This is a genomic window from Streptomyces sp. NPDC034049 (assembly GCF_055575575.1).
Genome location: NZ_JBVISJ010000006.1, coordinates 54876 through 75466, shown reverse-complemented (window position 1 = coordinate 75466; position 20591 = coordinate 54876). Strand labels below are relative to the sequence as shown.

At 71.6% G+C, this 20591-nt stretch carries 19 protein-coding genes and 1 riboswitch; of the genes, 14 read left to right on the top strand and 5 right to left on the bottom strand.

The window, feature by feature from the left end; translation table 11 throughout:
- Positions 1-3: 3 nt before the first annotated feature.
- On the bottom strand, positions 4-1215 hold the full coding sequence (locus tag ACZ52C_RS19080; protein WP_469075834.1) for an MFS transporter: 1212 nt from the start codon (positions 1213-1215) through the stop codon (positions 4-6).
- A 348-nt stretch (positions 1216-1563) separates the two neighbouring features.
- Between ACZ52C_RS19080 and ACZ52C_RS19075 the strand changes: the two genes are divergently transcribed.
- The gene (locus ACZ52C_RS19075) at positions 1564-2778 is read left to right on the top strand and encodes an ROK family transcriptional regulator (protein ID WP_469075833.1); all 1215 of its coding nucleotides are present in this window, start codon (positions 1564-1566) and stop codon (positions 2776-2778) included.
- 13 nt (positions 2779-2791) lie between these two features.
- Here ACZ52C_RS19075 and ACZ52C_RS19070 read toward each other — a convergent pair whose 3' ends face one another.
- A complete protein-coding gene (locus tag ACZ52C_RS19070; protein ID WP_469075832.1) occupies positions 2792-3550 on the bottom strand; it encodes an SDR family oxidoreductase in 759 nt (252 codons plus the stop codon).
- A gap of 371 nt (positions 3551-3921) precedes the next feature.
- Positions 3922-4052: riboswitch (FMN riboswitch) on the top strand.
- 155 nt (positions 4053-4207) lie between these two features.
- Between ACZ52C_RS19070 and ACZ52C_RS19065 the strand changes: the two genes are divergently transcribed.
- From ACZ52C_RS19065 to ACZ52C_RS19025, 9 genes are all read left to right on the top strand, one after another.
- Complete coding sequence (locus tag ACZ52C_RS19065) at positions 4208-4828, top strand: riboflavin synthase (protein WP_469075831.1); 621 nt, start codon at positions 4208-4210, stop codon at positions 4826-4828.
- Positions 4825-5457, top strand: a complete 633-nt coding sequence (locus ACZ52C_RS19060; RefSeq protein ID WP_469075830.1) for a nicotinamide mononucleotide transporter family protein — start codon at positions 4825-4827, stop codon at positions 5455-5457. The genes ACZ52C_RS19065 and ACZ52C_RS19060 overlap by 4 nt, the downstream gene beginning before the upstream one ends.
- Complete coding sequence (locus tag ACZ52C_RS19055; RefSeq protein ID WP_469075829.1) at positions 5454-6743, top strand: bifunctional 3,4-dihydroxy-2-butanone-4-phosphate synthase/GTP cyclohydrolase II; 1290 nt, start codon at positions 5454-5456, stop codon at positions 6741-6743. The genes ACZ52C_RS19060 and ACZ52C_RS19055 overlap by 4 nt, the downstream gene beginning before the upstream one ends.
- A gap of 66 nt (positions 6744-6809) precedes the next feature.
- The gene (gene ribH, locus ACZ52C_RS19050) at positions 6810-7295 is read left to right on the top strand and encodes a 6,7-dimethyl-8-ribityllumazine synthase (protein WP_045557284.1); all 486 of its coding nucleotides are present in this window, start codon (positions 6810-6812) and stop codon (positions 7293-7295) included.
- A 34-nt stretch (positions 7296-7329) separates the two neighbouring features.
- Entirely contained in the window at positions 7330-7602 is a 273-nt protein-coding gene (locus ACZ52C_RS19045) for a phosphoribosyl-ATP diphosphatase (protein WP_003988914.1), read from the top strand.
- A gap of 47 nt (positions 7603-7649) precedes the next feature.
- On the top strand, positions 7650-8525 hold the full coding sequence (gene hisG / locus ACZ52C_RS19040; RefSeq protein WP_469075828.1) for an ATP phosphoribosyltransferase: 876 nt from the start codon (positions 7650-7652) through the stop codon (positions 8523-8525).
- Between the two features lie 20 nt (positions 8526-8545).
- Positions 8546-9010 carry a PH domain-containing protein gene (locus ACZ52C_RS19035; protein ID WP_469075827.1) on the top strand — a complete coding sequence of 155 codons (465 nt, stop codon included), beginning with the start codon at positions 8546-8548 and terminating at the stop codon, positions 9008-9010.
- A 244-nt stretch (positions 9011-9254) separates the two neighbouring features.
- Positions 9255-10652, top strand: coding sequence for a hemolysin family protein (locus ACZ52C_RS19030; protein WP_469075826.1), 1398 nt, complete (start codon positions 9255-9257; stop codon positions 10650-10652).
- A complete protein-coding gene (locus ACZ52C_RS19025) occupies positions 10649-11737 on the top strand; it encodes a hemolysin family protein (protein WP_469075825.1) in 1089 nt (362 codons plus the stop codon). The genes ACZ52C_RS19030 and ACZ52C_RS19025 overlap by 4 nt, the downstream gene beginning before the upstream one ends.
- Before the next feature lie 103 nt (positions 11738-11840).
- Here ACZ52C_RS19025 and ACZ52C_RS19020 read toward each other — a convergent pair whose 3' ends face one another.
- Together ACZ52C_RS19020 and ACZ52C_RS19015 are read right to left on the bottom strand one after the other, a co-directional pair.
- The gene (locus ACZ52C_RS19020; RefSeq protein ID WP_469075824.1) at positions 11841-13715 is read right to left on the bottom strand and encodes an AAA family ATPase; all 1875 of its coding nucleotides are present in this window, start codon (positions 13713-13715) and stop codon (positions 11841-11843) included.
- A gap of 434 nt (positions 13716-14149) precedes the next feature.
- Entirely contained in the window at positions 14150-14803 is a 654-nt protein-coding gene (locus ACZ52C_RS19015; RefSeq protein ID WP_469075823.1) for a uridine kinase family protein, read from the bottom strand.
- A 172-nt stretch (positions 14804-14975) separates the two neighbouring features.
- Here ACZ52C_RS19015 and ACZ52C_RS19010 point away from each other — a divergent pair, with 172 nt between their 5' ends.
- The 3 genes from ACZ52C_RS19010 to ACZ52C_RS19000 all read left to right on the top strand — a co-directional run bounded on the left by ACZ52C_RS19010 (position 14976) and on the right by ACZ52C_RS19000 (position 17417).
- On the top strand, positions 14976-16358 hold the full coding sequence (locus ACZ52C_RS19010; protein WP_469075822.1) for a peptidase C39 family protein: 1383 nt from the start codon (positions 14976-14978) through the stop codon (positions 16356-16358).
- A 149-nt stretch (positions 16359-16507) separates the two neighbouring features.
- On the top strand, positions 16508-16654 hold the full coding sequence (locus ACZ52C_RS19005) for an SCO1431 family membrane protein (protein WP_469075821.1): 147 nt from the start codon (positions 16508-16510) through the stop codon (positions 16652-16654).
- Positions 16655-16757: 103 nt separating this feature from the next.
- Positions 16758-17417, top strand: coding sequence for a TetR/AcrR family transcriptional regulator (locus ACZ52C_RS19000; RefSeq protein WP_469075820.1), 660 nt, complete (start codon positions 16758-16760; stop codon positions 17415-17417).
- A gap of 87 nt (positions 17418-17504) precedes the next feature.
- Here ACZ52C_RS19000 and ACZ52C_RS18995 read toward each other — a convergent pair whose 3' ends face one another.
- Positions 17505-18752 carry a glycoside hydrolase family 18 protein gene (locus ACZ52C_RS18995; protein WP_469075819.1) on the bottom strand — a complete coding sequence of 416 codons (1248 nt, stop codon included), beginning with the start codon at positions 18750-18752 and terminating at the stop codon, positions 17505-17507.
- 357 nt (positions 18753-19109) lie between these two features.
- On the opposite strand from ACZ52C_RS18995, the gene ACZ52C_RS18990 reads away from it, so the two are divergent.
- Positions 19110-20288, top strand: coding sequence for an acyl-CoA dehydrogenase family protein (locus tag ACZ52C_RS18990; protein ID WP_469076148.1), 1179 nt, complete (start codon positions 19110-19112; stop codon positions 20286-20288).
- The last annotated feature ends 303 nt before the right edge of the window (positions 20289-20591 follow it).

Here is a 20591-nt window from a genome sequence, read left to right as displayed (position 1 = left end):
GGATCAGGCCTTCGGGTCGGGCAGCGTCACCTTCGGGCTGGACACCCGGGGGCGGTCACGGTCACTGGTGCGCAGCACGCCCGCGAAGGCGACCAGGCCGCACGCCAGCAGGGTCACCAGGCCGAACGAGACGACCAGGCTGGTCAGTTGGGCCAACCCGCCGATCGCGCTCGGCGCCACGAGCCCGGAGGTGTACGTGATGGTCGCGACCCCCGCGATGGCCAGGCTGGGGTTGGGCCCGCTGCGGCCGGCGGCGGCGAAGCAGAGCGGTACGACGACCGCGATGCCGAGGCCCATCAGGGCGAACCCGGTCATCGCGACCGCCGGCGCGTTCGCGACGACGATGAGGACTCCGCCGACCGCGGCCAGCACACCGCCGGCCCGGACGGTACGGACCGAGCCGAAGCGGTTGACCACCGCGTCGCCCGCCAGCCGGGCCACCGCCATGGTCAGCATGAACCCGGTGGTGCACGCCGCCGCGAGCCCGGCCGAGGTCTCCAACTGGTTCCGCAGATAGACCGCCGACCAGTCCAGGGCCGCCCCCTCCGCGAACACCGCGCAGAACCCGACCGCGCCGATCAGCAGCGCCGACCTCGGCGGCAGCGCGAACCGGGGCGGCGGCTCCTCGTCCTCGGTGGGCCGCAGGTCCAGCACCCACCGGCAGACGATCAGCCCGAGAGCGGTGAGCACGGCCGCGGCGAGCGCGTGGTGCAGCCGGGCGTCCGACCCGAGGTGCGCGGCGAGGGTGCCGGCGGCCGAGCCGACGAGGGCGCCCGCGCTCCACATCCCGTGCAGACCCGACATGATCGACTTGCCGAGGCGGCTCTCGACCTCGACGCCGAGCGCGTTCATGGCGACGTCCGCCATGCCCGCCGACGCGCCGTACACGAACAGCGCGAGGCAGAGCGTCCAGAGGTTCGGCGAGAGGGCGGGCAGGACCAGCGCGAGCGTCCACATCGAGAGCAGGCCGCGCAGCGCGGTACGGGCGCCGAACCGGTGACTGATCCGGCCCGCGAGCGGCATCGCCAGCGAGGCGCCGATCGCCGGGAAGGCCAGGGCGAGACCCAGTTGGCCCGCGCTGACGCCCGCGTGGTCCTGGATCCACGGCACGCGGGTCGCGAACGAGCCGGTGACGGCGCCGTGCACCGCGAACACGGCCGCCACGGCGTACCGCGCCCGCCTCACCTCGCGCTGCTCGTAGAACACCGCACTCATTCTCCGCCTCCCTGGATCCTCTGTACGCCGCGAGGGCACCGCGCCGGCTCCCCGTACGCGCCGGGAGAGCGTCACGCCCGCCCTCCGCCGCCGCGGGACGGCACCACGCCCGCCTTCCGCTGTCGCGGGACGGCACCGCGCTCGCGCCCCCGCCACCGTGCGGACGGGAGCACTCGACCGCCCCCGCTCCCGACCCTCCGGGTGGCCCCGATGCCCTCGGCCCGACCGGGCTCCGTAGCGCTGACGTAAACTATCAGGAACCCTGCCTGATAGATAGGGAGCGGGGTGGGCAGCAGGCGCCCCGGGGCCAACCGCCCCCCGGCGCCGCCTATCTGGGAGGATCCCGCCATGCCCGCATCACCCAGCACCGCCCGAGCCATCAACGACCGGCTCGCCCTGCGGCTGCTGCAACAGGAAGGGCCCCTGACGGCAGGGCAGTTGAAGCAGCTCACCGGTCTGTCCCGGCCCACCGTCGCCGATCTCGTGGAGCGCCTCACGGCCGCCGGGCTGATCGAGGTCGTGGGGGAGTCCGGGGAGCAGCGGCGCGGGCCCAACGCCCGCGTCCACGGCATCGTCGCCGACCGCGCGCACCTCGCCGCCCTCGACGTGCGCACCGAGGGGGTCTCGGTCGTGGTGGCCGATCTCATCGGTACGGAGCTGGCGCGGGCGTCCGTCCCGATCGCGGACGACGCCTGCACGGGACCCGCGGTGGAACAGGCCGTCGCCCTGGTGGAGCGGACCGCCAAGGAGGCGGGCGCCGACCGGCTGCACACGGTGGTGATCGGCGCCCCCGGCCTGATCGACCCGGCCACCGGCGAACTCCGCGACTCAAGCGGCCTCCCCGCGTGGCACCGCCGCCTGGTCGCCGCCCTCGGCGAACGGCTCCCCGCCCGCGTCCTCGTCGAGAACGAGACCAACCTCGCCGCGCTCGCCGAACAGCGCGACGGCGCCGCCCGCGACCGCGACACCTTCGTCCTCCTCTGGCTCGGCCTCGGCACCGGCGCCGCCGTGGTCCTCGACGGCCATCTCCGACGCGGTGCCTCCGGCGGCACCGGGGAGATCGGCTTCCTCCCCGTCCCGGGCACGGCCACCGCCCCCTCCGCCGTCGACTGCGAGGGCGGCTTCCACTCCCTCGGCGGCGCGGCGGCGGTGGTCGCACTGGCCACCGCGCTCGGCCTCACGGCCGAGGCGGCGGCGCACGAGCCGTACGCGGCGGCACTCGTGCGCGCGGCGGCGACCGCCCTCGCGACGCCCGGCGCGGCGGACTCGTCGCCGCCCGACCTCCACGCCGCCTTCCTCGACACCCTCGCCGACCGCGTCGCCATCGGCGTGGCCTCGGTCGTCGCCGTGCTCGACCCCGGCTGTGTGGTGCTCGGCGGCGAGGTCGGCCGGGCCGGCGGTGACCAACTCGCCGGCAGGGTGGGGAAGCGGCTGGAGTCGATGTCGCCGTTGCCGACCGAGGTGCGGGCCAGTGGCCTCGGCGGGACCGCCGTCCTGCGCGGCGCGCTGCTCATGGCCCGGGAGGCGGCCCAGGACGACCTGTTCGGATCGCCCGCGCGGTAGCCCGGGCGCCCCCTCACCCCTTGCCCGGCGCCGCCCCGAACCGCTGCTCCAGGTACTCCGCGAAGGTCACCTTGCCCACGGCGCGCCCCGGCGTGAGATGGCCGCCGGCGCGGAAGCCCCGATAGGCCTTGCCGAACAGCGGGACGTTCACGAGCGGGCGGCGGCGGCCGGTGGCCGACAGGTAGGCGCGGGCCAGCCGGGGGAAGCTGAGGACCTCCGGGCCCCCCAGGTCGTCGACGCGGCCGGCGGGGGCGCCCGCGGCCAGCTCCACCAGCCGGTCCGCGACCTCGGTGACGGCGACGGGCTGGTCGCTCACCCCGGCGGGGAGCATCATGACCGGCGGCTTGGAGAGACTCTGGAAGAGCAGCACGACCAGGTCGTGGAACTGGGTCGCGCGCAGGATCGTCCAGCCCAGCCCGGACCCCTCGACCAGCCGCTCGACCGCCAGCTTGGACCGGTAGTAGCCGAGCGGCACCCGGTCCACCCCGACGATCGAGATGTGGACGAGATGGCGGACCCCGGCCCGCCGCGCCGCCTCGATCAGATGTTCTGCCGCCTTCTCGTCGCCCCCGCGCGGCGACGTCGCGCAGTGCACGATCGTGTCCACCCCCGCCACCGCCGCGTCCAGCCCGCTCCCGCCTGCGACGAGGTCGACGGCGTACGGCTGGGCGTGCCGGCTGAGGACCCGTACGTCGTGTCCGGCCGCCCGCAGCCGCTCGGTGACGGGGCGCCCGAGGACGCCGGTGCCACCGGTCACCAGGATCGTTGTCATGCTGTTTCCTCCGCGTCGGCGAGCGGAACCACCCCGCGCGGCCGCCGTCCCGCGACCTCCAGCCTGCGCGTCCCGGCACCGGTCGGCAGGGCGGGGGACCCGGCGGCGGGGCAAGGGCCGTCGTCACCGCCGCCGGGCCGTTCGAGGCGGGTACCGCGACCGCAGACTTTAAAAGGACTAGACCAAGCGGGTCAATGGATCGCGCGGCCCACGAGTGGGGCCGCCGTGACGGAAGTTGACCCTTGGTCAGTGATAGCCGAAACCCGTCGGTGCCCGCCGGAGAAGTCCACAGATGCCTCCTGTGAGCCACCCCACAGCCCTCACCCGCATGGGTGCCGACCGGGCGTGGCACACTGGCCATGTACCAGAAGCAGCGCACTCCGGGGTCGGTGAAAGTCCGAACCGGCGGTTACAGTCCGCGACCCGGTCGCTTCCAGCGGCCGGTTGACCAGGTGAAATTCCTGGACCGACGGTTAAAGTCCGGATGGGAGGCAGTGCGCGGCGGGCGGGCATTCGTGCGCGCCGCCGTCTGTTTTTGGCCTACCTCAGCAGGGGTGGGCCTTCTACGCGGCGTCGCCCCCTGTGCCGCGGTCCGCTCTGTCTGTCGTCTTCGACAGCCCCGGAGTCCGTGCCCTACGAGGCAGGAGGACCCGGGAAGTGTTCACCGGAATCGTCGAAGAGCTGGGTGAGGTCACCGCCGTCGAGAATCTCGGCGACTCCTCCCGCTTCCGTCTGCGCGGCGCAGTCGTCACCGAGGGCGCGAAGCACGGCGACTCCATCGCCGTGAACGGTGTCTGTCTCACGGTCGTGGAGCACGAGGACGACTGGTTCACCGCCGACGTCATGGCGGAGACCCTCGAACGCTCCAGCCTCGGCGCCCTCGGCGTCGGTTCCCGCGTCAACCTCGAACGCCCGATGGCCGTCGGCGAGCGCCTCGGCGGGCACATCGTGCAGGGCCACGTCGACGGCACGGGCCAGGTCATCGAGCGCAAGCCCTCCGAGAACTGGGAGATCGTCAAGATCTCGCTCCCGGCGGACCTCACCCGGTACGTGGTCGAGAAGGGCTCCATCACCGTCGACGGCATCAGCCTCACCGTCGTCGACGCGGGCCCCGACTACTTCACGGTGAGCCTCATCCCGACCACGCTCGACCTGACCACGCTCGGCCGCAAGCAGCCCGGCGACCCGGTCAACCTGGAGGTCGACGTCATCGCCAAGTACGTCGAGCGCCTGCTGGGCGACCAGGGCGGGGCGAACACCCAGGGAGCGGGACGGTGAACTCCCTGAACACCGTCGCCTTCACCGCCTTCGGCCAGCAGATCCTCTGGTCGGACATGATCGGCAACGTCCTCGGGCTGATCGCCCTCGCCCTCGGCGCGATCCGCTCCCTCTGGAACTGGCCCGTGCAGTTCCTCTCCGGCCTCGTCCTCTTCGGCGCCTTCGTCGGCCACCTCACCGGCAGCGCCGGCAAGCAGGTCATCGTCATGGCCGTCGCCGCGTACGGCTGGTGGCAGTGGAACCGCACCAAGGGACAGTCCGCGGACGGCGCCATCACCCCGCGCTTCGCCACCTGGCGCGAGCGCGGCTACCTGATCGCCGGCGCCGTGCTCGGCACCCTCGCCGTCGGCGGCCTCTTCACCGCCTTCCCGACCCTGTCCTGGGACCCCTGGCCGGACGCGTACATCTTCACCGGCACCGTCGTCGCCATGTACGCCCAGGCACGCGGCATGGTCGAGTTCTGGTTCGCCTGGCTGCTCGTGGACCTCGTCGGCGTCCCCCTGAACTTCGCCAACGGTTACGCGTTCTCCGGATTCGTCTACATCATCTACGGCGCGCTCGTCCTGTGGGGCATGCGCGACTGGTGGCTGCGCTCCCGCAAGCCCGCCCTGGAAGGAGCCCCCGCATGAGCACGGCGCCGATCCTCTACAGCACCGACGACATCGAGGAGTTCGGACTCGACCCGGTCGAGCAGGCCATCGCCGACATCGCGGCGGGCCGCCCCGTCGTGGTCGTCGACGACGAGAACCGCGAGAACGAGGGCGACCTCGTCATCGCCGCCGAGAAGGCCACCCCCGAGATCGTCGCCTTCATGATGAGCGAGTGCCGGGGCATGATCTGCGCCCCCATGGAGGGCGACGAGCTGGACCGGCTCGAACTGCCTCAGATGGTGCAGCAGAACACCGAGTCCATGCGCACCGCCTTCACCGTCACCGTCGACGCGGGTCCCCGGCACGGCGTCACCACCGGCATCTCCGCCTCCGACCGCGCCACCACCCTCCAGCTCCTGGCGAGCGGCACCGCCGAGCCCGGCGACTTCGTCCGGCCCGGCCACATCTTCCCGCTGCGCGCCCGCTCCGGCGGGGTGCTCGTGCGCGACGGCCACACCGAGGCCGCCGTCGACCTCGCCCGCCTCGCGGGCCTGCGCCCGGCCGGCGCGATCGTCGAGATCGCCGGCGAGGACGGCCGCATGCTGCGCCTGCCCGAACTGATCCCGTTCGCCCGCAAGCACGGCCTGACGATCATCTCCATCGAGGACCTGATCGCCTACCGCCGCAGTTCCGAGCCCACCGTCCGGCGCGAGGCCAAGACCCAACTCCCCACCGCCTTCGGTGACTTCACGGCCTACGGCTACCGCTCCACCGTCGACGGCGTGGAGCACGTCGCCCTCGTCCACGGCGAGATCGGCGACGGCGAGGACGTCCTGGTCCGCGTCCACTCCGAATGCCTCACCGGCGACATCTTCCACTCGCTGCGCTGCGACTGCGGCCCCCAGCTCGAGACCTCCCTCGAACGCATCGCCACCGAGGGCCGGGGCGTCGTCGTCTACTTGCGCGGACACGAGGGCCGCGGCATCGGGCTGCTGTCCAAGCTGCGCGCGTACGAACTCCAGGAGCTCGGCCGCGACACCCTCGACGCCAACCTGGAGCTGGGTCTGCCCGCCGACGCCCGGGACTACGGGGCCGGGGCGCAGATCCTGCGGGACCTGGGCGTGCGCAGTCTGCGGCTGATGACCAACAACCCCGAGAAGACCGACGCCCTCGTCCGGCACGGCCTCGACGTCACCGACCGCGAGCCGATGCCCGTCCGCGCGGGCGAGCACAACCTCCGCTACCTGCGCACCAAGCGGGACCGGATGGGCCACGACCTGCCCTGGCTGGACGCGACCACCACGTCCACCTGCGGTAATCAGTAACCAGGCAATCGACCGGCACGACCGCCCGTACGGCACCGCGTACGGGATCGAGAACCAAGGAGCAACGTGAGCGGCAAGGGCGCACCCGAACTGTCCGTACGCAACTGCGGCGACCTGCGCGTCGCGGTCATCGCGGCGCAGTGGCACGAGAAGGTGATGGACGGCCTGGTCGAGGGAGCCCTGCGCGCCCTGCGCGACCTGGGCATCACCGAGCCGACCCTGCTGCGGGTGCCCGGCAGCTGGGAACTCCCCGTCGTCGCCAAGGTCCTGGCCGGCCGCGGCTACGACGCGATCGTCGCCCTCGGCGTCGTCATCCGCGGCGGCACCCCCCACTTCGAGTACGTGTGCCAGGGCGTCACCCAGGGCCTGACCCAGGTCTCCGTCGACACCGGCGTCCCCGTCGGCATGGGCGTACTGACCTGTGACACCGAGGAGCAGGCCCTGGACCGCGCCGGTATCGAGGGCTCGAACGAGGACAAGGGCCACGAGGCGGTGACGGCGGCGGTGGCGACCGCGGCCACCCTCCGCTCAGTATCTGAACCCTGGCGCTGAGACACGGGCGGTTGCGCGTAGGCTGAGCCTCACCATGTCCAAGAAGACGTTCGAGGAGCTCTTCACCGAGCTCCAGCACAAGGCCGCCCAGGGCGACCCCGCCACTTCCCGCACCGCAGAACTGGTCGAGAAGGGCGTCCATGCCATCGGCAAGAAGGTCGTCGAAGAGGCCGCCGAGGTCTGGATGGCCGCCGAGTACGAGGGCAAGGAAGCCGCCGCCGAGGAGATCTCGCAGCTGCTGTACCACGTCCAGGTGATGATGGTCGCCCGCGGTATCTCCCTGGACGACGTGTACGCCCACCTGTAAGCCAGCCCGTTCCGCACATCACCTCTCACGCAAAGGAAGCTCGCCTCATGCTGCGCATCGCCGTCCCCAACAAGGGTTCCCTGTCCGGCCCTGCGGGGGAGATGCTGCATGAGGCGGGCTACCAGCAGCGCCGGGAGTCCAAGGAGCTGCGGATCGTCGACCCGGTCAACGAGGTCGAGTTCTTCTACCTCCGCCCCCGCGACATCGCGATCTACGTCTCCTCGGGCCGCCTCGACATCGGCATCACCGGCCGGGACCTGCTCATCGACTCCGGCGCCAACGCCGAGGAGATCCTCCCGCTCGGCTTCGCCCGCTCCACCTTCCGCTTCGCCTCCAAGCCGGGCACGGCGAGCGGCGTCGCGGACCTCAAGGGCAAGACGGTCGCCACCTCCTACGAGGGCATCGTCGCCGGACACCTCGCGGACAACGGCGTCGACGCCTCCGTGGTCCACCTCGACGGCGCCGTCGAGACCGCCATCGAACTGGGCGTCGCCGAGGTCATCGCCGACGTCGTCGAGACCGGCACCTCCCTGCGCAACGCGGGCCTGGAGGTCTTCGGCGAGCCGATCATGAAGTCCGAGGCCGTCGTCATCCGCCGCGTCGGCGCCGACACGTCTTCGGAGTCCGCGGAGGCCTCGGAGAACGAGGCCAAGGTGCAGCAGTTCCTGCGCCGCCTCCAGGGCGTCCTGGTCGCCCGGACCTACGTGATGATGGACTACGACTGCCGCGTCGAGCAGTTGGAGAAGGCCGTCGCGCTCACCCCCGGCCTGGAATCCCCGACCGTCTCGCCGCTGCACAACGAGGGCTGGGTCGCCGTCCGGGCGATGGTCCCGGCCAAGGAGGCCCAGCGGATCATGGACGACCTGTACGACATCGGCGCCCGGGCCATCCTGACCACCGCCATCCACGCCTGCCGCCTCTGACGGCCGGGGAGTCGTACGCCATGCCGGACCAGTCCTCCCTCCCCGCGCTGCCCGTCACTTTTCGGCCGGGCCGCACCCGGGCCGTGCTGCTGTCGGCCGCGGGCGCGATCTTCGTGGTCATCACGGTCGTCGCGCTGCTGCTGCCCACGCTCGGCCCCGGGGAGCGCCTCAGCTTCGTCTTCACGGCGGCCATGCTCGCCGGGGTGCTGTGCCTGCTCTCCCGGCCCAAGGTGGTCGCCGACGATTCCGGTGTGACCGTGGTCAACATCACCGCGCGGCGGCAGCTGGGCTGGGCCGAGATCGTGCAGGTGAACCTGCGGGTCGGCGACCCGTGGGTCTTCCTCGACCTCACCGACGGCACCAGCCTGCCCGCCCTCGGCATCCAGCCGGGCATCGCCAAGCAGCGCGCCATCGAGGACGCCCGCACCCTGAGGGCGCTGGTGGAGGCCCGCTCGGTCGCCGAGCCCGAGCAGCATCAGGGCTGACCCGAGCGAAGATCAGGGCCGACCCGAGCGAAGATCAGGGCCGACTCGGGGCCGTCGCCCCTGCCGCACCGGCCCCTGTCTTGATTAATCTGTTGGCGGAGGCGTTTTCGTCGCGCCTCCGCCTCTGCCCTTCCACCCCGGGAGGCAGGGGCTCCCTGCTATTCGAGGAGTGACTCCCTCCAGCGATGGACGGATCGTCCTGTAGTACCTGCGCCGCCCCCTCCCGAGATACCGAGGCGGCGGCATGACCATCCCCTTGCTGCTCCTCGGAGCCGCGTTCCTGCTGATCCTCGCCAACGGCTTCTTCGTGGCCGCCGAGTTCGGCCTCGTCACGGTCGAGCGACCGGAGGCCGAGAAGGCCGCCGCCGAGGGCGACCGCCGGGCCCACAAGGTGGTGGCCGCGCTCAAGGAGCTGTCCTTCCAGCTCTCCGGCACCCAGCTCGGCATCACCATCACCTCCCTCGTCGTCGGCATGCTCGCCGAACCGGCGCTCGCGGAGATACTCCACGGCCCCTTCACCGCCATCGGCATACCCGAAGGCGCCGTGTCCGGGGTGTCCGTGGTCGTCGGCATGCTGCTGGCCTCCGCCGTCCAGATGGTGATCGGCGAACTGGTCCCGAAGAACTGGGCGGTGTCGAAGCCCATGCAGGTCGCCCGCTTCGTCGCGGGCCCCCAGCACGTCTTCTCCCGCCTCTTCCGCCCGGTCATCGCCGCTCTCAACGCGGTCGCCAACCGCCTGGTCCGCGCCTTCGGCGTCGAGCCCACCGACGAGCTGGCCTCCGCCCGCACCCCGGGCGAACTGGTCTCCCTCGCCCGGCACTCGGCCCAGGCCGGTGCCCTGGAGCAGGACACGGCCGACCTCTTCGTCCGCACGCTCTCCCTGGGCGACCTGACCGCGGAGAACGTGATGACACCCCGCGTCAAGGTCAGCGCCCTCCAGTCCTCGGCCACCGCCGAGGACGTGGTCAACCTGACCCGCGCCACCGGCCTCTCCCGCTTCCCCGTCTACCGGGAGCGGATCGACGAGATCGTCGGCATGGTCCACCTCAAGGACGCCCTCGCGATCCCCGCCCCCGACCGGCTGCACACCCCGGTCGGCCGTATCGCGAAGGCCCCGCTGCTCGTCCCGGAGTCGCTTCCGGTGCAGCCGCTCCTGGCCCGGCTGCGCAGCGAGCAGCCCATCGCCGTCGTGGTCGACGAGTACGGCGGTACGGCCGGCGTGGTGACCCTGGAGGACATCGTCGAGGAACTGGTCGGCGAGGTGCGCGACGAGCACGACGGGCACGAGCGCCCCGAACTCGCCGCCGCCCCGCCCGAGGACGGCCGCCTCGCCTGGGACGCCGACGGCAGCTGCCGGGTCGACGTGCTCCAGCGCATAGGTCTCGACGTCCCGGAGGGCCCGTACGAGACGGTCGCCGGCCTCGTCGCCGACCTGCTCGGCCGTATCCCGGCCCCCGGCGACCGCGCCGAGCTGCCCGGCTGGCGGCTGGCGGTGCGCCAGGTCGGCCACTACCGCGCCGAGCGCGTACGCCTCATCCGCACCACTCCCGCCACGGAGACCACCCCCGTCACGCGAGCGGTCCGCGCCTCGGGGCCCACCCCCGTCACGGACCCCGCCTCGGCCGTGGAGGCAACCCGATGAGCGTGCTCCAACTCCTCTTCGCCCTGCTCCTCGTGCTCGCCAACGGCTTCTTCGTCGGCGCCGAGTTCGCACTGGTCTCGGTCCGCCGTAGCCAGATCGAACCGCTGGGTACCACCCGGGCCCGCCAGGTCCTCTACGGCCTGGAGAACCTGCCCCAGATGATGGCGGCGGCCCAGTTCGGCATCACCGTCTGCTCGCTCACCCTGGGCGCGGTCGCCGAGCCGACCGTGGCCGAGCTGCTGGAGCCGCTCTTCGAGGCCGTCCACCTGCCGCACGGCATGATCCACCCCCTGGGCTACGTCATCGCGCTGGCCGTGGTGGTCTTCCTCCACCTCGTCATCGGGGAGATGCTGCCGAAGAACCTCGCGATGGCGGCGCCGGAGAAGACGGCGCTGTGGCTGAGCCCGGCGCTGGTGGCCTTCGCACGGCTGTGCAAGCCGGTCACGATCGGTCTCGGCGCCTGCGCCCGCGTGGTGCTGCGGCTCTTCCACGTCGAGCCCAAGGACGAGGTCGAGGCCGTCTTCACCAGCGTCCAGCTGGGCCGCCTGGTCGAGGACTCCGGTCAGGCCGGGCTGCTCGACCCCGAGGAGCAGGAGCGCCTGGAGGACGCGCTGGAGCTGGGCTCCCGCCCGGTGACGGACGTCCTGCTCAAGCGCGACACGCTGGTGACGGTGGGCCCTTCGGTGACCCCCGCGCAGGTGGTGGCGCTGACGGCCCGTACGGGGTACTCCCGCTTCCCGGTGGTGGCCGAGACCGGTGCCTTCATGGGCCGCTACCTCCATGTCAAGGACGTTCTCGACCTGGAGGACTCCGACCGCGCCGTCCCCCAACAGCTCTGGCGCCCCATGACCACCCTCCGCGCGGAGCTGCCGCTGGACGACGCGCTGACCGTCATGCGGCGGGCCGCCACCCATCTGGCCCAGGTCGCGGACGCCTCCGGCAAGGTGCTGGGCCTCGCCGCCCTGGAGGACGTCCTGGAACTCCTGGTGGGCGAGGTCCGAGACCCGGCCCACCGCGAGCCCCAGCCGGTCCGGCTGACGGAACCGAGGGGCAGCGAGACCCCGAGGGAGGCCGTGGCGTCCTGACCCGTTCGCGCAGTTCCCCGCGCCCTGAGGAAATGGCCGCAGGCCTTTCAGGGGCGCGGGGAACTGCGCGAGAAGCCCCACCGGACCCGCGGCCGGGGTCGACTCACATGGCCGAAGGCTCCCCGGGCCCCCGCCCCGACAGAACCTCCCCGTACGCCTGCATCAGGTCCGGCAACCGCAACGTCGACAGATCATCCCGCGTCGGAATCGACGGATACCCCGACAACCGCAGATCCCGATACGCACAGCTCTTCTCGTACAAGGTCCGCAGAAACCGCCCGTTCCCCAACTCGTCGATCCACCCCTGGTCCACCACATGCCCGGAGACGGACCGCAACTCGTCCAGCGCCTCCTCGTCCCACACGTCCCCGTTCTCCGCCGCGAGCACCTCCCCGATGGAGGTCAGCTCCAGCGGCCGGTACGAGGGAAAGTCCACACGTGTCGTGAACCGGGACGACAGCCCGGGGTTCGCGGCCAGCAGCCGGTCCATCCCCTCCGGATAGCCGGCCAGGATCACCACCAGATGATCCCGGTTGTCCTCGGCCCGCTTCAGCAGCACCTGAAGCGCCTCGTCCCCGTACGCGTCCCCCTTCCCGTACCCGGAGTTCGACAGGGAGTAGGCCTCGTCCACGAACAGCACACCGCCGATCGCGGAGTCGATCAGCTCGTTGGCCTTCACGGCGGTCTGCCCGAGGTACTCGCCCACGAGATCCGCGCGCTGCGCCTCGACGAGGTGATCGCCGCCCAGCAGCCCGAGCGCGTAGAAGACGCGGCCCAGTATTCGCGCCACGGTCGTCTTCCCGGTCCCCGACGGCCCGGAGAAGACGAAGTGCCGCTTGGGCGGCTGCACGGGCAGCCCCTGCCCGGCCCGCAACCGCGCCATGTTCAGCTGCGCGGACAACGCCTTGACCTGCCGTTTGACCGGCTCGAGCCCGACCATCCGCTCCAGCTCCGCCAGCGCCTCCTCCAGCAGCTCCGGATCCGTCGGCCCCGCCGGCAGGGACAGCGGCTCCACCGGCACCACGGACTTCTCCCGGACGAAGACGTCGCCGGCCTCGGGAGGCAGCCCGCCCGACGGCGGCGGCCCGGGATCGGAGATCTTGAGGTCCCGGCCGTCGGCGTCGAAGAACGGCTCCAGGCCGTCGCCGTCGAGCACGTCCTGCCCGATCCCGGCGAGCGCGATCGCGGCGAAGTCGCTCGCGTCGTCGTCGTATCCGTCCCCTTCGGCGATCGCGGCCAGCCGCGCGGAGGTGTCCATGAAGGCGGGGTCGACCCGGTGCACGGCCCGGTACAGCGGCAGCGCGGCCGCGCTGCGCCCCGTGCCCTCGTGCGCGCGGGCCAGCCAGTACCGCAGCTCCTTGCGCTGGGGTTGCTCGCTCCGGCAGCGCATCAGCGCGGCGGACAGCAGCGGCTCGGCCTGCCCGTACGTCTCCAGCCGGACCCGGGCCATCCCGCCGAACAGGCCGGCCTCGATCCCGAGGAGGGGATCGTCGAGCAGCGGATCGGTGTGCCGGACCAGCTGCTCCCAGTCCTTGACCAGATAGGCGCGGCAGGCGTGCAGGAACCGCACCTGGTGGTCGGCGTCGACCGGCGGCAGCCCCGCGAGCGCCCGGTCCAGCTCGGGCACATGGCGCCCGTCCAGCCAGTGCGAGGCGTGCGCGAGGAGCAGATCACGCGGGCTCTCCAGCACCGGCTGCACCCACCAGCCCAGCCAGTACCAGGAGTTGAGGGTCCGGCGGTGCCGGGAGCGCTGCTCCCCGAAGCGTTCCCGGTGCCGGAACATCCTCAGCAGCGCGGTCGTCGTGTCCACCCGCAGCGCGTGCAGCCCGAGCCAGCCGTCGGCCATCCCCGGATCCATCCGCACCGCGGCGCGGAACTCCTCCTCCGCCTGCGGATAGGCGCCCATCGTGTAGGCGTCCACGCCTCGCAGCCAGGCGAGGTCGGCCGGAGCCTCGGGGCCCCGCGAGCCGAAGTCCATCACGTCCCCCACAAACCGTGCCCCCGCTGGAAACCGAACGGGCCGGTGCCCGTCGGCAGCCTTCGTCGAACCGCTGTGCCGCGGACGGGAGTTGTGCCGGTGTGCTGCTGCAGCCGTCCGAAGGTCGCACCCTGGGCATCGTACCTGCGGGTCCCTCGCCCTTCGAAGGGTGCCGCAGCCCTCGTCCCACGAGGTGGGAGCAGACGGGGCGCATTGCGGACGGTGACCGAGCGTGAAGGAATGGTGTCCCAGGAGTTCCGGAAAACCGCGAAAAAGGCAGAACGAAGCCCCCGATCACGGGGGAACAATCGGGGGCTTCGCGTATGGGGGCGGTATCGAATGACCGCACATTGAGAACGTAAGACCTGTACGGCCCCCCGGTCAAGCCGAGTTGGAACACCCGGGCAACTTCTCGGACGGCTGTCTTCACAAGTTCAGCACATTGCGGATGGGTCGTCACCCTGAGTGAGGTGAGGCGCCCCGCCGGGAGTCGTCGCAGGTCCCGCCAGCACCTCGTACCCCCTGTTTCCCGGCCGAATCAGCAGATCGGCGAACGGCCGAGAAGGATCCTCGGCGAAATGCCGACGCTCCGCCCTGACCCACCCGCCCCAGAACGCGCTCTGCTCCGCCCCGTCCCGCGCCTGCCCCCGCGCCCAGGCGTCCTCCTTCGCCATGTCCATCCACACCAGCAGCGCCAGATGCGGCCGCAGCTCACGCCGGCCCGCCCCCACCCCCTCGACGACGACCACGGGCGCGCTCGGCAGCCCCCGCTCCGGACCGAAGCGGCGCTCGCGCCAGTCGTACGGGGCATAGCGCGCGCTCCGCCCGTGGCGCAGCGGTTCGATCACCTGCTCCAGCAGGCGGTCCGTCCACGCGAACAGTTCCTCGTGCGTGGCGATGTCGTCGAGATGCAGCACGGGGGCGCCGCCGAGCGCGGCGGCCAGCCGCCCGGCGAAGGTGCTCTTCCCGGAACCGGCGTGCCCGTCGACTCCCACCAGCCGGACCGGCCCGCAGGAGGGCGGCAGCCGGCGCAGCCGGGCGGCGAGCTCGTCGACGGCGGGGTCCTCGGGAGCGGGGGAGACGTGCATACGGGGATTGAACACCGTGCGCGCGGCCACGGGACACGCCACTGGTGTCGACCAATATTGGCGGGCGTGGCGCGGCGCGAGGTGCTGGCAGAAGTCGTTCCCCGGCGTCCATAGTGGGCGAACAGCCGTGCGTCTGAACCGTTCCTTCCGGACCACTGGGGGTCACCCACAGATGACGAGCCTCTCCGAGCCGTCCCGCAGGACCGTCCTGACCGCAGCCGTCGCCACCGCCGCCGCGGCGGCCGGAGGAGCGACGAGCCAGGCGGTCGCGGACACCAAGAGCGGCCGGGGCACAGCCACCGGCCGCCCCGCGCGAGCACCGGAACGCTCCACCGACTACCGAGCCTGGACCTCGTACGCCGACTGGTGCTCGGGCAGTGCCCGCGGCACCGTGGCGAAGGCGGGGACACGGCCGGGATTGGTGATCGGCGTCCCGCTCGGTACCGCCGACTACACCGACCCGCACACCGGGCGCACGGCCGCCTGGGAGTACGCGACCTGGACCTCCCCGGTCCACCCGCTCACGGTGCCCGCCACCGAGGCCGTCGCCTCCTGGAACGCGCACACCCCCGACGGCACCTGGATCGGGATCGAGCTCCAGGGCACGTACTCCGACGGCACCGACACGCCCTGGTACGTGCTCGGCCGGTGGGCGGCCGGTGACCGGGACATCAGACGCACCTCCGTCGACGGCCAGAAGGACGGCAGGAGCAGCGTCTGGACGGACACCTTCGCGATCGACGACCCGGCGACCGGCCTGCGCCTGGCCTCGTACCGGCTGCGCCTGACCCTGTACCGCACGCCCGGCACCCGGCTCACCCCCACGGTCTGGCGGCTCGGCGCGATGGGCTCCGACGTTCCCGACCGCTTCACCGTCCCCGCCTCGACGCCCGGGATCGCGCGGGAGCTGAACGTCCCGCGCTACTCGCAGGAGACCCACAAGGGCCAGTACCCCGAGTACGACAACGGCGGCGAGGCCTGGTGCAGCCCCACCTCCTCGCAGATGGTCCTGGAGTTCTGGGGGCGCAAGCCCACCACCGCCGACCTGGCCTGGGTCGACCCGGCGTTCGCCGACCCGCAGGTGTGCCACGCGGCGCGGTTCACCTTCGACTACCAGTACGAGGGCTGCGGCAACTGGCCCTTCAACGCCGCGTACGCCGCCACCTACCAGGACATGCAGGGCGTGGTGACCCGGCTGGGCTCGCTCACCGACCTGGAGACGCTGATCGCGGCGGGCATCCCGGCGATCACCTCCCAGTCGTTCCTCGCGGAGGAGCTGACGGGCGCGGGGTACGGCACCTCCGGGCACCTGATGACGGTGATCGGCTTCACCACCGACGGTGATGTCATCGCCAACGACCCGAACTCCCCGACCAACGAGGCGGTGCGCCGGGTCTACCGCCGGCGCGAGTGGGAGAACATCTGGTTGCGGACCAAGCGGTACAACGCCTCCGGCAAGGTCGTCTCCGGCACCGGCGGCGTCTGCTACCTGTACTTCCCGGCGCGGCCCACGGCCCGCCAGCGCGCGGCGCTCGCGGCGGTGGGCATCCGCTGACGCGGCGGACCGTGCGGTGCGGCCCCCGGTCGCCCGGGGGCCGCACCGATGTGTGACCAAGGTCTCGGCCGCGAACCGCCCAAGCGGTGGCAAGGTGGACGCGGCGGTGGGGGGAGCCCACCGCTCACCGATCACACCAGCGAGCTGCCATGACCGCGACCTGCGCCACCGCCACCCACTTCCGGACCCGCACGGGCGGGCCCGAGGACGACGGCCCGAAGATCGTCGAGCAGGTGATGGGCTGGACCCTGGTCGTGGTCGTCGCGATGCTGGTGGCCCAGCTGGGTCTGCTGTGACCTGAGCCGCCGGTCGATTCTGTCGATCAGAGTCGAACAGGCTGGTGGTGAGGGTCTGCCATACTGCGGTTGTCCCGCTGGCAGTTGGAGACCAGGACCGAAATTGAATAGCAGTCAACAGCGTGGAGTCGAGCCGCCGCGGGCTCGCGGCACCGACCGTTCGCTGGCGCGCCGCGCCGAACTCATCTCCATCGGGCGCAAGTTGTTCGCCGACACGTCGTACGACACGTTGTCGATGGACGACATCGCACGACAGGCGCACGTGGCCAAGGGACTGATCTACTACTACTTCAAGTCCAAGCGTGGCTACTACCTCGCGATCGTCGAGGACTCGGTGGCCGACCTGATCACCTTCGCGGCGAGCGGACTCCAACTGCCGCCCGTGGAACGGGTCCACCGGACCGTAGACTGCTATCTGCGCTACGCGGAGGACAACCAGGCGGCCTACCGCACGATCGTCAGCGGCGGAGTCGGGTTCGACGCCCAGGTGCACGCCATCCGGGACGGTGTCCGCGAGGCGATCGTCGCCACCATCGCCGAGGGCGCCTACGGCAGGACCGACATCGAACCGGTCGCCCGCATGGGTCTGTTCGGCTGGGTGTGCGCGGTCGAGGGCGCCACCCTCGACTGGATCGACCGCCCGGAACTGCCCCGCGACACCATGCGCGACCTGCTCGTCAAGATGCTGGGCGGCTCGCTCCGTGCCATCGAGGAACTCGCCCCGGCGTATCTCGTGCCGGAGCCCGCCCGCCGGGACACCTGAGCGCCCGCAGAACCCGTGCCGCCCGGGAACGCACCCGGGGTGAGGGTCCGCCGACCGACCCCCGCCCCGGGTCCCCCGTCGCGGCGGTTACTTGATCGCCTTGATCAGCTCACCGTCGGCCGTGTCGCCGCTCAGCTCCCAGAAGAAGGTGCCGCCGAGGCTCTGTGCGTCCTTGTACGCCATCTTCCCCTTGATGGTCCGCGGGGTGTCGTAACTCCACCAGTCGTCACCGCACTTGGCGTACGCGGTGCCGCCGACGATCCCGTTCGCCGGGCACTTCTCCTTGAGCACCTTGTAGTCCTCGTAGCCCGCCTCGTACGTCCCCGCCGCCGGGCCGGTCGCCGTGCCGCCGGGCGCCGAGCGCGTGACCCCGGTCCAGCCGCGGCCGTAGAACCCGATGCCGAGCAGCAGCTTGGAGGACGGGATGCCGAGGCTCTTCAGCTTCTGGATGGTGGCGGCGGTGTTGAAGTGCGGGTCGGCGATGCCCGGGTACGGGTACAGCGGCGAGTGCGGGGCGGTGGTCGCGTCCCAGGAGCCGAAGTAGTCGTAGGTCATCGGGTTGTACCAGTCGACGTACTTGGCCGCGCCCGCGTAGTCCGCCGCGTCGATCTTGCCGCCGGGCTTGGCGTCGGCCGTGATGGCCGCGGTGACCAGCTCCTTCTTGCCGAATCGTTTGCGCAGTGCGGCCATCAGGTCCTCGAACGCCTCGCCGCCGCTGGTGTCGCAGGTCAGACCGCAGGCATTGGGGTACTCCCAGTCGATGTCGATCCCGTCGAAGACCTCCTTCCACCGGGAGTTCTCCACGAGGTCGTAGCAGGAGTTCGCGAAGGCCTCCGGGTCCTTCGCGGCCTCACCGAAGCCGCCGGACCAGGTCCACCCGCCGAACGACCAGACGATCTTGAGCTTCGGGTGCAGCTTCTTCAGCTTGAGCAGCTGGTTGAAGTTGCCGCTCAGCGGCTGGTCCGCGGTGTCCGCGACGCCGTCCACGGACTCCTCGGCGGTGAAGGGCTTGTCGGTGTCCGCCCAGGCGTCGCCGAGCGCGCACTTGCCGTCGACGACGTTGCCGAAGGCGTAGTTGATGTGCGTGAGCTTCTTCGCCGAGCCGGACGTCTCGATGTTCTTGACGTAGTACTTGCGGCCGTAGATGCCCCAGTCGATGAAGTAGCCGACGACCTTGGACGGTGCCGCGCCGGGAGCGCGCTGCGAGGAGCCGGGCTGTGCGGACGTGGCGGTCGCGGTGCCCGCTCCGGCGAGGAGCCCGGCGCCGAGGGCGGCGCAACACGTGGCGGCGACAAGCGTCCTGACGGGGACGCGGGGGCTGTGCGGTCTGAGCATCGTGACTCCGGGGGAGGGGAGCGGGGCGAAGGATGGTGCTGCCTGGACCTGCTGTGCCGGGGGGTGTGGACGCGGTGTCGCGTCGATGGGGGAGAACGTAGAGGACTAGACCATTGTGGTCAATGGTTCGGACCAATTTCGGTCAGGGTGCGGCGGTCGTCGAATGTGTCCTAATGAACGGTCGTTAACTGGTGACTCGCTGCTCCGGATCGGGCATACTCCAAGCGCCACCGCCGCTGATCAGCGGCTTCCGCGATCCGGAGGAGGACCATCGGCTGTGGCACGTGAGACCCGGCGGCACCACCTCATCCCCGGTGCGTGTCCGCCGCAGTGCCCGACAGGGAGGAGAGCGTCGCCATGCCCGACCGCGCCGCGCAGCCGGTGGACCGTCAACTGCCCACGGAAGAGGCCCGGGATCTGATCTCGCTCGTCCGTGAGATCGCGCAGCGGGAGATCGCCCCGCACGCGGCCGAGGAGGAGGACGCCGGCCGCTTTCCCCGCGAACTCTTCGGCCTGCTGTCCGAGTCGGGACTGCTCGGCCTGCCGTACGACGCGGAACACGGCGGCGGCGACCAGCCGTACGAGGTCTATCTGCAGGCGCTGGAAGAGCTGGCCATGGCCCGGCTCACCGTCGGCCTCGGGGTCAGTGTCCACACCCTCGCCTGCCACGCCCTCGCCAACTACGGCAGCAAGGAGCAGCAGGTCGAGCATCTGCCGGCGATGCTCGGCGGCCGTCTGCTCGGCGCGTACTGCCTCTCCGAGCCCTCCTCCGGCTCGGACGCCGCGTCCCTGCGGACCAAGGCCGTGCGCGAGGGGGACGACTGGGTCCTCACCGGCACCAAGGCATGGATCACCCACGGCGGTATCGCGGACTTCTACACGGTCATGGCCCGCACGGGCGGCGAGGGATCCGGCTCCCGGGGCATCACGGCCTTCCTGGTGCCGGGCGACGCCGAGAGGCTGAGCGCCGCGGCGCCCGAGAAGAAGATGGGCATGAAGGGCTCACCCACCGCGCAGCTCCACTTCGACGGGGTGCGCGTCGCCGACAGCCGGCGGATCGGCGAGGAGGGCCAGGGCTTCGCGATCGCCCTGTCCGCGCTCGACTCCGGGCGGCTCGGCATCGCGGCCTGCGCGATCGGCGTGGCCCAGGCGGCACTGGACGAAGCGGTCGCCTACGCCACCGGGCGGCAGCAGTTCGGTCGGCCGATCTCCGATTTCCAGGGGCTGCGCTTCATGCTCGCGGACATGGCGACGCAGGTGGAGGCGGGCCGCGCGCTCTACCTCTCCGCCGCCCGGCTGCGGGACGCGGGCAGGCCGTTCTCCAAGCAGGCGGCCATGGCGAAGCTGCTGTGCACCGACGCCGCGATGAAGGTCACCACGGACGCCGTCCAGATCCTCGGCGGGTACGGCTACACGGCGGACTTCCCCGCCGAGCGGTACATGCGCGAGGCCAAGGTGCTCCAGATCGTCGAGGGCACCAATCAGATCCAGCGGATGGTCATCGCCCGCCACCTCGCGGGGCCCGAGTCACGCTGAACGAACCACGGAGGAAGTCGGGTGCCGCGAAGGGGTCCGTGGGCGTGCCGAACTGGTCGAGGCCGCTCGGCGGCGTCGCCAGTCGCACCCACTCCGGATCGTGACGCCCCGGCAGAGTGCGGCCCCGGTCGGCCCAGGTGCGCAGCAACGCCCGGTAGATGGGCGGGTCCTGCTGCTGGGCCGACCCTTGCGGAAGCGATTCTGCCGAAGCCGGCACGTAGATGTGACGCCGACTCCCGGTCACCGAAAAAGTAGGGGTCATACCGGGCCAACGCGCACGAGGGCGAGCCGGTCACCGTTCCC